We start from the raw sequence: 13,277 nt of genomic DNA on the forward strand, positions 1-13,277 counted from the left end.
CGGTCGCTCAGCAGGGCTGCGCGGCGTCCCCGTCGATCAGGGCGTCGAGCAGCACCCCGAGCACCTGACGTTCCTTCTCCGTCAGGGGGGCGAGCATCTCCTCGGCCGCCGAGCGGCGGGCGGCACGCAGTTCGCGCAGCGCGGAGTGGCCCTCTTCCGTCAGCTCTATCCGGGTCACGCGCCGGTTCGCCGGATCCGGCACCCGCCGCACCCGGCCGCTCGCCTCGAGCCCGTCGACCAGTGTCGTCACCGCACGGGGCACGACCTCGAGGCGGTCGGCGAGATCGGCCATGCGCGGCGGCGAGGGGTAGTGGGCGAGGGTGCGCAGCAACCGGGACTGCGCCGGGGTGATGCCCAGGTCATGCTGTTCCAGATGACGTTTCTGGATGCGGTGGACCCGGCGGGTGAGCCGTAGCAACTGCTCGGCGAGCAGGCCGTCGGGATCGGGGGTGGTCATGCGGGAACAATATCAGGACGCCGTTCATTGTGAGTATAGGTAACAATGAGCTACGATCCATCTGACATCGCCGGCAGGCCTGTGACCGGCGTCCGCTCACCTCCGTAGGAGCCCATGCACCCCGACCGTGAACCCGCCTGGACCCCACCTGCCGACGCCGGCGAACAGCCGCGGCAGGTGCGCCGCATCCTGAGACTCTTCCATCCCTACCGCGGGCGGCTCCTGATCGTCGGCCTGCTCGTCGGTGCCTCGTCACTGGCCTCGGTGGCCACGCCCTTCCTGCTCCGGGAGACCCTCGACGTCGCCATCCCGCAGGGCCGTACCGGACTGCTGAGCCTGCTCGCGCTCGGCATGATCGCCAGCGCCGTCCTGTCCAGCGTCTTCGGCGTGCTCCAGACGCTCATCTCCACCACGGTCGGCCAGCGGGTCATGCACGACCTGCGCACCGCCGTCTACGGCCGGCTCCAGCGCATGTCGCTGGCCTTCTTCACCCGCACCCGCACCGGTGAGGTGCAGTCCCGCATCGCCAATGACATCGGCGGCATGCAGGCCACCGTCACCTCCACCGCCACCTCGCTCGTCTCCAACGTCACCAGTGTGGTCGCCACGATCGTCGCGATGGTCGCCCTGGACTGGCGGCTGACGATCGTCTCCCTCCTCCTGCTGCCGGCCTTCGTGTGGATCAGCCGCCGGGTCGGCAACGAACGCAAGAAGATCACCACCCAGCGGCAGAAACAGATGGCCGCGATGGCGGCCACGGTCACCGAGTCGCTGTCGGTCAGCGGCATCCTGCTCGGCCGCACGATGGGCCGCTCCGACTCGCTCACCGCGTCCTTCGCCGAGGAGTCCGAGCGTCTCGTCGACCTCGAGGTGAGATCGAACATGGCGGGCCGCTGGCGCATGGCCGTGATCACCGTCGTCATGGCCGCCATGCCGGCCGTCATCTACTGGACCGCGGGCCTCGCGCTCCGGTTCGGCGGGCCCGAGGTCTCCCTCGGCACCATCGTCGCCTTCGTCTCGCTCCAGCAGGGTCTGTTCCGCCCGGCCGTGAGCCTGCTCGCGACCGGCGTCCAGATCCAGACCTCGCTCGCGCTCTTCCAGCGCATCTTCGAGTACCTGGACCTGCCCGTCGACATCACCGAACCCGAGCGGCCCGTCCGGCTGGACCGGGTCAAGGGCGAAGTCCGCTTCGAGCAGGTGGAGTTCCGCTACGACGGCAAGGGCGGACCCGTCCTCGACGGCATCGACATCACCGTCCCCGCCGGCGGCAGCCTCGCCGTGGTCGGCCCGACCGGCGCCGGCAAGTCCACGCTCGGCTGTCTGGTGCCCCGCCTGTACGACGTCACCGGTGGCCGTGTCACCGTGGACGGCGTCGACGTCCGCGACCTGGACTTCGACACCCTCGCCCGCGCGGTCGGCGTCGTCTCGCAGGAGACGTACCTCTTCCACGCCTCCGTCGCCGACAACCTCCGCTTCGCCAAACCGGACGCCGGCGACGAGGAGCTGTACGCGGCGGCCCGGGCGGCGCAGATCCACGACCACATAGCCGCGCTGCCCGACGGTTACGACACGATCGTCGGCGAACGCGGCCACCGCTTCTCCGGCGGCGAGAAGCAGCGTCTGGCGATAGCCCGCACGATCCTGCGCGACCCGCCCGTCCTCATCCTGGACGAGGCGACCAGCGCGCTGGACACCCGCACGGAGGCAGCCGTACAGCAAGCCATCGACGCACTCTCCGCCGACCGTACGACGATCACCATCGCGCACCGCCTGTCGACCGTCCGCGGGGCCGACCAGATCGTGGTGCTGGACTCGGGCCGGGTCGCCGAACGCGGTACGCACGAGGAGCTGCTGGAGCTGGAGGGCCGGTACGCGGCCCTGGTCCGCCGGGACGCGCGACTGCAACCGACAGGCTGAACAGATGCCGGGTTCGTGACGATATGCGTATTACCGTGCCCGCATGCAGACGAAGACTCCGCCACGGAGCATGATCCGACTGACGCGCCGGGGCAGGCTCGCCCTCATCGTGGCCGGCGCCGTCGTCGCCGGCACCGCCGTGGCGGTGCCGCTGCTGACGCTGGCTGTCGACCTGGACCAGGAGGAGGCGAAACCCGCCACACTGGTCGTCCCGGAGGGCTGGCGCGCCGGCCAGGTCTACGACGCGGTCGACAAGGCCCTGCGACTGCTGCCGGGAAGCACCCGCAAGTCCCTCGGCAAGGCCGCCCTGAAACTGCCCGGGGAGGCAGAGGGCAACCCCGAGGGCTACCTCTTCCCCGCGACGTACCCGCTCCGGAAGGGGGCGACGCCGGAGTCCCTGCTGCGGCTCATGGTCGACACGGCCAACAGCAGGTACGACAGCGCACCGGTCGCGGCCGGAGCCCAGCGCAGCACGATGAACACCTACCAGGCCGTCACCATCGCCAGCATCGTCCAGGCCGAAGCCGCCACGAAGGAGGACATGGGCAAGGTGGCCCGGGTCGTCCTCAACCGGCTGGACCGCGGGATGCCGCTCCAGATGGACGCCACCATCAACTACGCGCTGAACCGCAGCACCTTGCACACCACTCAGGAGGACACCGGGATCGAGAGCCCCTACAACTCCTACGAGCGCATGGGTCTGCCCCCCACACCGATCGGCAACCCCGGCGACGACGCGATGCGGGCCGTGTTCAATCCGACGCCGGGCGACTGGCTGTACTTCGTCACCGTCAAGCCCGGGGACACCCGCTTCACCGCGGACTACGCCGCACACCTGAGCAACGTGGCGGAGTTCAACGCCCTGCACCCGCGAGCGGGGACGGCACAACCGCCGACCGGCAGCCCGGTGGGGTCCCCGGCCCCCGCACAGACCTCGGCCCCCGGGCAGCCGCCGGCCCCCGCACAGACCTTGGTCCCCGCGCAGCCGCCGGCGCCCGCACAACCCCCGGCCGGCTGAACCGGCCGGAGCTCACGCGGCGACCGGCTCCCCGGACAGCAGCCGCCTGATGTCCCGGACGGCCGCGCGGCCGGCGCGGTTGGCGCCGACGGTGCTGGCCGAGGGGCCGTAGCCGATGAGGTGGATCCGCGGATCGGCGACCACCCGGGTGCCGTCGACGCGGATGCCGCCGCCCGGCTCACGCAGCCGCAGCGGAGCGAGGTGGTCGAGCGCGGCCCGGAACCCGGTCGCCCACAGGATGACGTCGACGGCCACGTGCCGGCCGTCCCGCCACTCCACCCCGTCGGGAGTGATCCGGTCGAACATCGGCCGCCGCGCCAGCACGCCGTCGGCCAGGCCGCGCCGGACGGCGTCGTTCAGGGGCAGTCCGGTGACCGAGACGACACTGCGCGGGGGCAGTCCCCGGCGCACCCGGTCCTCCACCAGGGCGACCGCCGCGCGGCCCGCCTCCTGGTCGAACGGCCCCTCCCGGAAGACCGGGGGGCGCCGGGTGACCCACGTGGTCGCGGCGGCGTACGGGGCGATCTCCAGCAGATGCTGGGTGCCCGAGGCTCCACCGCCCACGACCACGACCCGCTGCCCGGCGAACTCCTCGGGTCCGGCGTACTGGGCGGTGTGCAGCTGCCGCCCGCGGAAGCGGTCCTGGCCGGGGTGGTGCGGCCAGAACGGACGGTCCCAGGTGCCGGTGGCGTTGATCAGCGCCCGCGTCGACCAGGAACCGTCCGAGGTCTCCACCAGCAGCCGTCCTCCGTCACCCTCGCGTACGGCGCGGACGTCGACGGGACGACGTATCCGCAGGTCGAACCTACGCTCGTACCGGTCGAAGTACTCCGCGATCACCTCCGCCGAGGGCCGCCCCGGATCAGCGTCCGTCAGCTCCATGCCGGGCAGCGCGTGCATCCCGTGGACCTTGCCGTACGTCAGGGTCGGCCACCGGTGCTGCCAGGCGCCCCCGGGGCCGGGGGAGTGGTCGAGGACCACGAAGTCGCGGTCGGGGGCGAAGCCGTGGCGGCGCAGATGGTAGGCGCCGGCCAGACCCGCCTGGCCGGCGCCCGCGACGACGACCTCGACCTCGTGCGGTGCGTTCACGCCTCCCTCAACGGGCCGCGGCGCACGGATCTTCCCGGCCGGTCCGAGTTCCGTCCGGGAGGGGGAGCGGGAGCCGGGGATGGGCCGGGGGACAGGCGGTTTTGGGGACGAGGGGGCCGCCGAGCCGTTCCAGCAGGTGGCCCCGGAGGGCGGCGAGCCCGGGGTCGGTGATGTCCCGCGGCCGGTCGAGCCCGACGCGCCGCTCGTGCGCGATCCGGCCGCCGTCCATCACCAGGACGCGGTCGGCGAGCAGCACCGCATCCTCGGCGTCGCCGGTGGCCAGCAGCACGGCACAGCCCCGGCGCCGCCACAACTCCCCGACGAGGAGGCGGGCTTGTGTCCGGGCGGTCGTGTCGAGGGTGCCGAACGGCTCGTCGAGGAGCAGCAGCTCGGGTTCCTGACCCGGGGCGCGGGCGAGGACCGTGCGCTGGACCTCACCGGCGGAGAGGGTCCGCGGCCAGGCGCCGGACCGGTGACCGAGGCCGACCTCGCCCAGCGCCCCCTCGGCGAGGGCTCGTTCGGTGCGGCCGGGCAGGACGTTGCGCCACACCTTCCTCCAGGGCGTCAGCCGGGGCGCCTGGCAGGTGAAGGCCCGGCGGCGCGGGGACCAGAGTGGTGCCGCGGATCTCCCGGTCGAGGCCCGCTAGTACGCGCAGCAGGGTCGTCTTGCCGCGACCCGGGCGGCCGAGCAGGGCCACGAACTCGCCGGGAGCGATGTCGAGTCGGAGGTCGTCGATGACGGCGCGGCCCTCGAAGCAGCGGGTCAGCCCCTCGACGTGCACGGCGTGGTGGGGCACCGGCCGGTGACTGTCGGTCGCCATGGCGGCAGCGGCCTTTCGGAGGAGGGGGCGCCGTGGTGGGCGGGCGGACCGGGGAAGGGCCGGGCGATCAGACGGACGGGATCACGCCCGTCCGCGGAAAGCCCGGCGACCGCACCGTGGACCGGTCGGCCTCGCGTCGGTGCCGATCCGCCGGGCGAGCACCGGCACGGGCGGGCCGAAGCCGAGCGACGACGCCGGGTGGGAGGCGGCCCGGTCGCGCGCGCCGGACAGTGGGCCCGGCGGCGGAGAGGGGAAAGGTGACGGCGGGGCGTCAGCGGCCGTGGCGACACGCGGCGGACGTCACCCGCAGCAGGTCGATGTGACCGCGCCTGGTGAGCGGAGCCGAGTGCGACATGCGGCAGAACGTAGCCAACCGGCACACCTCGGTCAACGGTGTCCCGCCCCCTGGACCCGCCACGACGGGATTCCACGCCGCCCCGGCGTGTGAGAAGCGGCGTATGGGTCAGGATGGGGGCATGTCCGATGCCTTCACCACGCGCATGCTGAACGTCTCCACCGGCTCCCGGGAACGCGTCGTCGACCTCACCGCCGACTGCGAGGAGTTCCTGCGGGAGGCCGCCGCCGGCCGTGACGGCCTGCTCAACGTCTTCGTCCCGCACGCCACCGCCGGGATCGCCGTCATCGAGACCGGCGCCGGAAGCGACGACGACCTCCTCGCGGCCCTGCACACCCTGCTCCCCGCCGACGACCGCTGGCAGCACCGGCACGGCAGCCCCGGCCACGGCCGCGACCACGTCATGCCGGCCATCGTCCCGCCGCACGCCACCCTGCCGGTGATCGGCGGCCGTCTGGAACTGGGCACCTGGCAGTCGGTGTGCCTGGTGGACACCAACAGGGACAACCCCGACCGTCGGGTCCGCCTCAGCTTCCTCGGCTGACCCGGCCCGCCCCCTTCCGGCGCCGTCCCCGACGACCGGTCACGCGGAGCCGGTCCGTACGGACCCGGGTGGCCGCGGCGCCGGCAGCAGGCCGAGCCGCTGGGCCCGCAGGACGGTGGCGACGCGGTCACGGGTGCCCAGCTTGCGGTAGATGTTCTCGACGTGCTTGTGCACGGTGCGCACCGAGATGCCGAGGCGCCGGCCGACGGCGTCGGCCGTGAGCGCGTCGGCGAGCAGCAGCAGGACGGACGTCTCGCGCGGGGTCAGCGCGCAGTCCGCCGCGCGCTGGTCGGGCGCCCCGGCCGGACCGAGCGCCCGCCGCCACTCCTGGAGCAACTGCCGCTGCCGCTCGACGGCGGCCAGCAGCGGCTGCGCCCGCTCGGCCATCACCAGGTGGTCGTCGGTGAAGTCGGTGCCGGACCGGTAGACGAGGCAGCCGGTGACCGGGAGGCTGCCGCCCGGCACCGGTACGCCCAGCACGTGGTCGACGTCGAGGGTCCCGGCGAGCAGGTGTGCCGTCGGACTGTCCGGCCAGGCCGCGCCGACCGCCCGGTGCGCGGTGACCGGCGTGCGGTCGGTACGGGGCGCGTAGTGGTGGGCGAAGGGGTAGCCGGTGCGCAGCAGAGCGAGGTCGGCGTCGCCCAGCCGGGCCAGTTCCGCGGCGGCGGCGTCGGGCGCCGCGCCGATCGTGCCCCCGGCCTCGCTCCAGTCGTCCGGTTTGTGGATGGCCGCCTCACCGCCGCACAGCTCGACGAGCGACCCGGTCAGCAGCGGCCACAGCCGCTCGGGCTCCCGTTCGTGCAGCGCGGCCACGGCGATCGCCGCCATGCGTTCGTAGGCCTGTTCCAGCCGCACGAGGTCCTCTCCGTTTTGCCGTACCCGCACGTCCTCCCACCGGCGTACGTACTTCTACGCATACCCCCGCGGTCCCCGGCTGGTGCAGACTTCAACCCGACGACACCGGCCTGCGCGGACGCACCGCGTCCGACGGGCCGCCGGCACGGGGGAACGGCGGCCCGTCCGGTGCCGTCGGCGACGCGCCCGGCAACGGACGACGCCCCCCGGCAGAGCCGAAGGGCGTCGCGGACGAGCCGAGGGGTCAGCCGCGTTCGGCGCCGCTCTCCTTCTCCTGCTTCAGGTTCTTCAGCCGCACGGCTTCCTTGCGGACCTCTGCCTGGGTGGCGCGCTCCTTCTCCAGCCACTCGGGCCGCTCCTGCTTGAGCGCCTCGATCTGCTCGGTGGTGAGCGCCTCGGTGACCCCGGCGCGGGCCAGCCCCGCGATGGACACGCCCAGCTTGGCGGCGACCACCGGACGCGGGTGCGGACCGGTGCTCCGCAGCTCGCGCAACCACTCCGGCGGGTCGGCCTGGAGCTCGTTCAGCTCGGCGCGCGTGACCACGCCCTCCTGGAAGGAGGCGGGGGTGGCGGGGAGGTACACACCCAGCTTCTTCGCCGCGGTCGCGGGCTTCATCGTCTGGGTGCTCTGCTGCGACTTCATGAGGTCAAGGGTATCGGCCGCGTACCCGAGGCCAGACCACACCGGTCGGCGGGCGGTGCCGGGGTGCCGGTGGCGGACGGTAACCTGGGCGGGTGACAGGCTCGGAGGAACCACCGTCGTTCCGGCTCGCGTACGTTCCCGGAGTGACGCCCGCCAAGTGGGTGAAGGTCTGGAACGAGCGCCGGCCCGGCATCCCGCTCACCCTCGTCCAGGTCGAGGCCGCCGAGGCGTCCGGGGTGCTGCGCGCGGGTGACGCCGACGCGGGGCTGGTCCGGCTGCCGGTCGACCGCACGTACTTCAGCGCGATCCCGCTGTACACCGAGACCTCCGTGGTCGTCGTCCCGAAGGACCACGTGATCACGGCGGTGGACGAGGTCACGCTGGCCGACCTCGCCGACGAGGTGCTCTTCCACCCCTTGGACGACCTCTTCGACTGGGACGCCCCGCCGGGCGAACCGGCCTTCGAACGGCCGGCCACGACCGCGGACGCCATCGAGCTGATCGCGGCCGGAGTCGGCCTCCTGGTCGTCCCGCAGTCCCTGGCCCGCCTCCACCACCGCCGGGACCTCACCTACCGCCCGGTCGCCGACGCTCCGCAGTCCGCCGTGGCCCTGTCCTGGCCGGAGGAGGCCACCACCGACCTGGTGGAGGACTTCATCGGTATCGTCCGCGGCCGCACGGTCAACAGCACCCGCGGCCGTACGACGGAGAATCCGCCGGCCGACCGGACCCGCCGGCGTCCCGAACAGGGCGGTCGGCAGACCCCCGCGGCGAAGTCGCGGGCCAAGTCGGGCGGCGGCACGGCACGCGCCCGCACGGGCGGGGGCAAGCCGGCGAAGCGGGGGAAGCCGCGCCGCAGGTCGTGACCCCGGCCGACCCCCACCTCCGAGGTGCCCGGCCGACCTCCGCCACTGAGGTGCCCGACCGACCTCCGCCACCGGGGTACCCGGCCGACACTCGCCGTCGGGTCGCCCGGCCGGCACCAGCCGTCGAGGTGCCCGGCCCGCGTCGCCGTCGGAGCCGTCTGCCGGTAGCCGTAGCCGCCGCAGTCCATCGAGCCGCCCGGCCCGCATTCACCGTGGAGCGGTCCGTCCTGCGCTGCTGCCGAGCCGTCTGCCCCGGACTCGCCCTCCAGCCGTCTGCCCGCAGCCGGGCCGAGTCGCCGGGGCCGCATTCGCGCCCCTGAGCCCGGGGCCTCGGCTCGCTCGGTGATCGGGGTGTTCGGAAGGCGTCCCTGACCTGCCTCTGGGTCCCGCCCTTCCGCGGACCACAGCGTGCCGGCGGCCCGGCTTAGCTCGGGTGACCTCTCCGGACCGCCTGCCGCCCGCCGCAACCGCGCCGACTCGCCCGGCCCGCACTCACCGTGGAGCCGTCGGGTCCGCACTCACCCTGGAGCCGCCCGGCCCGCACTCATCCTGGAGTCGTCCCGCCCGCACTGGCCGCCGAGCCGTCCGGCCGCAGCCGCAGCCGCGCCGCGCCCTCTGACACGCGGTCGCCGCAGAGCTCTCCGCTGCCCGCCGCAGCCCCAGCCGCGCCGAGTCCTATTGCTTCCGCGCCCCGCCCCCATGACCCGCCCGTTCAGGGGGCGTCCCCGACTCGTTCCTCCGCTCCGCCCTCCTGAGCACCCCGCCGGACCGGTTCCCCGGGTCGGCCCGGTTCGGGGCGGACGTGGCGTTCCCGCAGGTCGGCGACTGCCAGCACCAGTGCGACCAGGATGATGCCCACGGCGGTGAGCAGCCCCAGCTGGACCGCGGTGTCGGCACTCCCGTGGTTGGCCAGGTGGGCGAAGTACACCGAGCCCACGATCGCGATCCCGGCCGCCGATCCGACGCGCTGGCCCGTCTGGAGGACGCCGCCGGCCGCGCCCGCCCGGTGGACCGGGACGCGGGTGAGGGTGAGCGTGGTGTTCGGGGAGACGGTCAGGCCGGACCCGATGCCGCCGATGAGCATCGGCAGCGCCGACGCCCAGCCCACGCCGGGCCCGGGCACCAGTTCCACCGCGGCGACCACGCCGAGCAGCCCCAGCGCCACCCCGCTCAGCCCGATGACGACGAGCGTGCGGCCGAACCGCAGCACCAGCCGGCCTCCGATCGCGGCCCCGACCGCCGAGGCCGCCGCGAAGGGCAGCACGCTCAGTCCCGCGGCGAGCGCGCTGTAGCCGACGTTGTTCTGGAGGTACAGCGTGTAGACGAAGAAGACCGTGGTGAACCCGGCGAAGTAGCACAGGCTGACCAGGGCGCCCAGGGTGAACGAGCGCAGGGAGAACAGCGCCAGGTCCACCAGTGGGGCGTGCCCGCGCAGCCCCTGCCGTCGTTCCCACATCCAGAACGCGCCCAGCAGCCCCACCGCCACCGGCATCAGCGCCCACTTCTCCCGCCCGGTCCACTGCTGCTCCTGCACCAGGGGCAGCATGAGCGCGAGGACACCCGCGCCGAGGAGGAGTACGCCGAACGGGTCGAACTCCTCGCGCTTCCCCGCGGGTACCGCGAAACGGGGCAGCAGGCGCAGTCCCGCGACGAAGGCGGCCACCCCGATCGGCAGGTTGACGAAGAACACCCAGCGCCAGCCGTCGTCGGTGCCGACGGCGTCGATCAGCACGCCGCCCGCCAGGGGGCCCACGGCCGTCGACACGCCGATGACGCTGCCGAGCAGCCCGAAGGCCTTGGCCCGTTCGGCGCCCTGGAACATCTGCTGGATGAGCCCCGAGGTCTGCGGTGCGACCATGCCCGCCGCGGTGCCCTGGATCAGCCGGAACAGCACCAGCCAGGACGGTCCGGGCGCGAGCCCGCACGCCGCCGAGGCCACCGTGAACAGGGCGAGCCCGAACAGGAAGGACCGGCGCCGTCCGTGCATGTCGCCCAGCCGGCCCGCGGGGACCAGGGCGAGCCCGAAGGTGAGGGCGTACCCGGAGACCGCCCACGACTGGGCGGCCTGGGAGGCTCCCAGGCCGTGTTCCATCGAGGGCAGCGCCACGTTCACGATCGAGGTGTCCAGGAGCGAGATGAATCCCGCTGCGAGACAGACCCCGAGCGCCTTCCACCGCCGGTCGTCGGGGGCGGGCCGGGCCTGAACTGTGCTCATGGGGTCACGCTATGCAGTCACGGTCCACCGCGCGCGGCGAGCCGGGCCGGGCCGGACCGGAACCGGCCCGTCCGCCACGCCGACGGTGCACGGATCACCGAGCCGTCCACCGTGCCGGTCGTCAGGCGCGCGCCGATCGGCCGACCGACTCCACCAGCGGCAGCAGCCGGTACGGGACCCGTTCGCGCAGCGCCACCTCGGTCCGGGTGCGCACCACCCCGGGGAGACTGATCAGCTTCTGGATCACGTCCTCCAGGTGGGCGTTGTCCCGGCCCACCACGCGCGCGAGCAGGTCTCCGCCACCCGTGATCGAGAAGGCCTCGACGATCTCCGGTACGGCGGCCAGCGCGTCCCCCACGTCGTCAAGGTGGCCCTGGGTCACCTCGATGTGCACGAACGCCAGCACCGGGTGCCCCAGTGCGGAGGGGGACAGCGAGGGACCGGTACCGGTGATCACGCCGTCGCGTTCCATCCGGTCCAGCCGCGCCTGGAGCGTGCCGCGGGCCACGCCGAGGATGCGGGCGTACTCGCGCACGCTGGTGCGCGGCTGCTCCAGGAGCAGCCGCAGGATGCGGGTGTCGAGTTCGTCCACGGCCATGACGTACGACTGTACCAATGGCCCAGCCGTCGGGAGGTGCCGCACGGCGTCCGACCTGGTCCGTTGGTATTCCGGTGGACATCGGTGCCCCTCCGCCACTGGGCCGATGGCCCAGTGACCCGGGCGACACTTGAGCCAGTGACCCGGGGGATGCTCTCATGGGGGTGTCGATGGCGCTGCGGATCCCCGCGGCGCCTTTTCCATGCGGGTGTTCCCTGGGGAGGGCAGCAGTGCTGAAGAGGGTGTTCGTGGCTCCGGACCCGGGGCGGGGGCGGTTGCGCTTCGCCGCGCGGGCGGTCCTCGGCGTCGGAGTGGCGGTCCTGGTCTGTCTCGGCGCCGGACACTCCCTCGTCGGTGCGGTGACCGGTGGCCTCGCCGCGTTGCTCGCCCTGTTCACCGTCGCCGACCCCACCGTGCGCGGCCAGGCGGTCACCACCGCCCTGCTGCCCGCCGTCGGCCTGCCGGTGCTCGCGGTGGCGGCCGGGCTGCACGAGGTCCCCGTCGCCCGTGACCTGGCCTTCCTCGCCGTCGTCGGCGCCGGCGTGTACGCGCGCCGCTGGGGGCCGCGCGGGCACAGCCTCGGTGTGTTCGCCTTCATGACCTTCTTCGTGGCCCAGTTCCTGCACGCCACGCCCGCCCAGCTGCCCGAGCTGTACGCCGCCGTCCTGCTGTCCGTGCTCAGCGCGGCGGCGGTGCGCTTCGGCGTGTGGTGCTACGAGCGCCGGCTGCCCCCGGCCGTCGTACCCGCCCCGCCGGCGGCGACCGGGCTGGCCCGGGTGACCACGCGGCAGGCGGTACAGGCGACCGCGGGAGCCGCGTTCGCGCTGGTCGCGGGCCAGCTGCTGTCGGGCCAGCGCTGGTACTGGGCCGTCGGCGCCACTTGGTGGATCTTCGTCAACACCGCTTCGCGCGGCGAGACGCTCGTGCGCGGCTTCCGTCGGGTCCTGGGCACGGTGATCGGTATCGGCCTTGGCCTCCTCGTCGCCGTCCCCCTGCACGGCGCGCCCGTTCCGACGGCCGTCCTGGTCGCGGTCTGCGTCTTCGGCATCTTCTACACGGCCGCCGTCTCCTACACCTGGATGATGCTCTGGGTGACGCTGCTCGCCGAGAGCCTCTACGGTCTGCTCGGCGTGCTGACCCCCGGACTCCTCGCCCTGCGGCTCGCGGAGACCGGCGCGGGCGCGCTCGGCGCCGCGCTCGCGGTCCTGTTCGTGCTGCCGGTCACCACGCACGCCACCACCGACGCCTGGATCCAGCGGGCCCTGCGCTGCGTCCACGCCTGCACCGCCGAGGCCGCGGCGCGCCTCGCCGGTTCCGCGACGGCCGACCCGGCACCGCGCGTGGCCGAGCTGGAACAGCTCCTCGGCCGCGTCCGGCTCTCGGTGGCCCCGCTGGTGCACCCGCTGAACCCGGTGCCGGCCCGCAAGGCGCGCGCCCGCCGGGTCCTGGCCCTGCTCGACGACTGCGCGCGCGAGGTCAGGGGCTTGGTGGCGGTCGCCGCCGACCCGGAGGCCTCCCACGACGCGCGCCTCGCCGCCGCCTGCTGGCGTGTCGAGCACGCGGTCGAAGCCCTCACCGCCGGTCGCGGGGAGCCGCTCCACCGCCCCGCCGAATCACCCGTCGAGCCGGTCCTCGCCCATCTGCACGGTCTGGAACGCGCCCTCGCCGCCCTCGCCGAACCCCTGCGGGCGCCCTCGGGCGGGAGGCTGGTGGAGGCGGAGGCCCTGGCCGGACGGCCGGACGCCTTCTGACACCGGTCGCCGCTCCCCGTCCGGACCCGGGTGGGGCGCGCGGGTGGCGGCCCCGGTCGGACCCGCGCGGTCCGCTGCGGGGTGGCGGTCGCCGTCCGCGGCGAGTGCCTCGGAGCGCAGCGTCCGCGTGAAGAACCGCCCGGCCACC

Annotated in this window: 11 protein-coding genes and 1 pseudogene; 5 read left to right on the forward strand and 7 right to left on the reverse strand. The window is 73.9% G+C overall.

Annotation, left to right across the window (positions count from 1 at the left end):
• Positions 1-7: 7 nt before the first annotated feature.
• Positions 8-457, reverse strand: a complete 450-nt coding sequence (locus ACIQVT_RS18595; RefSeq protein ID WP_403754314.1) for a MarR family winged helix-turn-helix transcriptional regulator — start codon at positions 455-457, stop codon at positions 8-10.
• A gap of 114 nt (positions 458-571) precedes the next feature.
• Between ACIQVT_RS18595 and ACIQVT_RS18600 the strand changes: the two genes are divergently transcribed.
• Together ACIQVT_RS18600 and mltG are read left to right on the forward strand one after the other, a co-directional pair.
• Entirely contained in the window at positions 572-2,374 is a 1,803-nt protein-coding gene (locus tag ACIQVT_RS18600; RefSeq protein ID WP_403754317.1) for an ABC transporter ATP-binding protein, read from the forward strand.
• Between the two features lie 43 nt (positions 2,375-2,417).
• A complete protein-coding gene (gene mltG, locus ACIQVT_RS18605) occupies positions 2,418-3,392 on the forward strand; it encodes an endolytic transglycosylase MltG (protein WP_403754321.1) in 975 nt (324 codons plus the stop codon).
• A 12-nt stretch (positions 3,393-3,404) separates the two neighbouring features.
• On the opposite strand, the gene ACIQVT_RS18610 is transcribed toward mltG, so the two are convergent.
• Positions 3,405-4,481 (reverse strand): NAD(P)-binding domain-containing protein, encoded by a 1,077-nt coding sequence (locus ACIQVT_RS18610; RefSeq protein ID WP_403754324.1) that lies wholly within the window; start codon positions 4,479-4,481, stop codon positions 3,405-3,407.
• 7 nt (positions 4,482-4,488) lie between these two features.
• A pseudogene (locus ACIQVT_RS18615) lies at positions 4,489-5,302 on the reverse strand (ABC transporter ATP-binding protein).
• Positions 5,303-5,778: 476 nt separating this feature from the next.
• On the opposite strand from ACIQVT_RS18615, the gene ACIQVT_RS18620 reads away from it, so the two are divergent.
• On the forward strand, positions 5,779-6,201 hold the full coding sequence (locus ACIQVT_RS18620; protein WP_403754327.1) for a secondary thiamine-phosphate synthase enzyme YjbQ: 423 nt from the start codon (positions 5,779-5,781) through the stop codon (positions 6,199-6,201).
• Positions 6,202-6,240: 39 nt separating this feature from the next.
• On the opposite strand, the gene ACIQVT_RS18625 is transcribed toward ACIQVT_RS18620, so the two are convergent.
• On the reverse strand, positions 6,241-7,029 hold the full coding sequence (locus ACIQVT_RS18625) for a LuxR C-terminal-related transcriptional regulator (protein WP_403754904.1): 789 nt from the start codon (positions 7,027-7,029) through the stop codon (positions 6,241-6,243).
• 271 nt (positions 7,030-7,300) lie between these two features.
• Positions 7,301-7,699, reverse strand: a complete 399-nt coding sequence (locus ACIQVT_RS18630) for a DUF5997 family protein (RefSeq protein ID WP_403754330.1) — start codon at positions 7,697-7,699, stop codon at positions 7,301-7,303.
• A 92-nt stretch (positions 7,700-7,791) separates the two neighbouring features.
• Between ACIQVT_RS18630 and ACIQVT_RS18635 the strand changes: the two genes are divergently transcribed.
• Entirely contained in the window at positions 7,792-8,565 is a 774-nt protein-coding gene (locus ACIQVT_RS18635) for a LysR family transcriptional regulator substrate-binding protein (protein WP_403754333.1), read from the forward strand.
• A 712-nt stretch (positions 8,566-9,277) separates the two neighbouring features.
• Here ACIQVT_RS18635 and ACIQVT_RS18640 read toward each other — a convergent pair.
• Positions 9,278-10,780, reverse strand: coding sequence for an MFS transporter (locus ACIQVT_RS18640; RefSeq protein ID WP_403754336.1), 1,503 nt, complete (start codon positions 10,778-10,780; stop codon positions 9,278-9,280).
• 121 nt (positions 10,781-10,901) lie between these two features.
• Positions 10,902-11,378, reverse strand: a complete 477-nt coding sequence (locus ACIQVT_RS18645; protein WP_403754339.1) for an Lrp/AsnC family transcriptional regulator — start codon at positions 11,376-11,378, stop codon at positions 10,902-10,904.
• 230 nt (positions 11,379-11,608) lie between these two features.
• On the opposite strand from ACIQVT_RS18645, the gene ACIQVT_RS18650 reads away from it, so the two are divergent.
• Complete coding sequence (locus ACIQVT_RS18650; RefSeq protein ID WP_403754342.1) at positions 11,609-13,129, forward strand: FUSC family protein; 1,521 nt, start codon at positions 11,609-11,611, stop codon at positions 13,127-13,129.
• Positions 13,130-13,277 lie beyond the last annotated feature (148 nt).

It is taken from the genome of Streptomyces sp. NPDC100445, from assembly GCF_044759735.1.
GTDB lineage: Bacteria > Actinomycetota > Actinomycetes > Streptomycetales > Streptomycetaceae > Streptomyces.

Excerpts from the sequence above, each read along its gene's own strand:
- ACIQVT_RS18645 (WP_403754339.1), bottom strand. The coding sequence starts at position 11,378 with ATGGCCGTGGACGAACTCGACACCCGCATCCTGCGGCTGCTCCTGGAG.
- ACIQVT_RS18625 (WP_403754904.1), bottom strand. The coding sequence starts at position 7,029 with ATGGCGGCGATCGCCGTGGCCGCGCTGCACGAACGGGAGCCCGAGCGG.
- ACIQVT_RS18620 (WP_403754327.1), top strand. The coding sequence starts at position 5,779 with ATGTCCGATGCCTTCACCACGCGCATGCTGAACGTCTCCACCGGCTCC.
- ACIQVT_RS18630 (WP_403754330.1), bottom strand. The coding sequence starts at position 7,699 with ATGAAGTCGCAGCAGAGCACCCAGACGATGAAGCCCGCGACCGCGGCG.
- ACIQVT_RS18640 (WP_403754336.1), bottom strand. The coding sequence starts at position 10,780 with ATGAGCACAGTTCAGGCCCGGCCCGCCCCCGACGACCGGCGGTGGAAG.
- ACIQVT_RS18595 (WP_403754314.1), bottom strand. The coding sequence starts at position 457 with ATGACCACCCCCGATCCCGACGGCCTGCTCGCCGAGCAGTTGCTACGG.
- mltG (WP_403754321.1), top strand. The coding sequence starts at position 2,418 with ATGCAGACGAAGACTCCGCCACGGAGCATGATCCGACTGACGCGCCGG.
- ACIQVT_RS18600 (WP_403754317.1), top strand. The coding sequence starts at position 572 with ATGCACCCCGACCGTGAACCCGCCTGGACCCCACCTGCCGACGCCGGC.